The following is a 1,030-nucleotide window of genomic DNA, read 5'->3' on the forward strand; positions in this document are numbered from 1 at the left end:
GACCTCCATAGGCACCACCCATGATCCCACCACTATCCGCGCCCGCGCCGGGATCGACTGCGCGATCACCGCCAGCCACCAATGCGAACTCATCGAATACCGCGACGACGGCACCGAGAAGACCACGCGCACAACCATTCCCAGCACTGCCGCTGGGATGGACGCCTTAACCCGGATGCTCACCGCGGTCAGCGTGCCCGTCGACGTGATCGCCGAGCCGACCTCGATGACCTGGGTCGGCATTCATGCCGCCGTCGGCACCGCGGGAGCCCGCTTCTATTTGATCGGGACCAAGCACTCCGCCCGTCTGCGGGCCGCGGTGGCCGGCAAGAACAAATCAGATGTGATCGACGCGCACCTGCTGGCCAAAGCGCTCGACCTGTTCGACCTCGAGCCCCTCGCCCGGGACGAGGGCGGCGCCGAGGCGATCAAACGCTCGGCGCTCTCCCGAGCCGACGCGCGGGTGCACCTGGACCAATGCTGGCGCAGGCTCCGATCGTATGTCGCGGCGACGGTCCCGGACATCGACAAGATCCTCGCCGGCTCGCGCACCCGCACCCTCGCGGTGTTGGGACGCTGGCCAGACCTGCGCGCACTCGCCCGGGCACGCCGCGCCACCGTCGCCGGCGTGCTGCGCGAGCACTCGTACTGCGGCGGCCGCCACGAGCAGATCGCCGACCAGCTGCGCGGCGCCGCGAGTGATTGGGTCCGCATCCTCGACGGCTACTACGACCTCGGCTTCTGGCAGATCAAGGTCGCCGGGATGCTCGAGGACATCGACGACGCGACCCGCCGCTTCGACCGCTACTCAGAGCAGCTCCAGCAGCTCTGGCACGCGTTCTACGGCCCTGACGAGCTGCTGCTGTCGGTGCCGGGCACCGGGCCGGTCACCGCGGCGACGATTCGCGGGTGGCTCGGCGACGGCTCCCGGTTCGCCCGGGCCGAGGACTTCGCGGCGTATTGCGGGTTCACCCCGTCGAACTGGTCCTCCGGGACGATGGAGCACAAGCATCGGGCGATCACCAAGGAA

1 protein-coding gene is annotated in these 1,030 nt (G+C 69.1%); it reads left to right on the top strand.

Annotated features, from left to right (window positions below; all coding sequences use genetic code 11):
- Positions 1-52 precede the first annotated feature (52 nt).
- Positions 53-1,030 (top strand): transposase (locus TBIF_RS24520; RefSeq protein ID WP_268746914.1); only part of this gene is annotated, 978 nt, incomplete at its 3' end.

The organism is Tomitella biformata AHU 1821 (assembly GCF_000524475.1).
GTDB classification, from domain to species: domain Bacteria; phylum Actinomycetota; class Actinomycetes; order Mycobacteriales; family Mycobacteriaceae; genus Tomitella; species Tomitella biformata.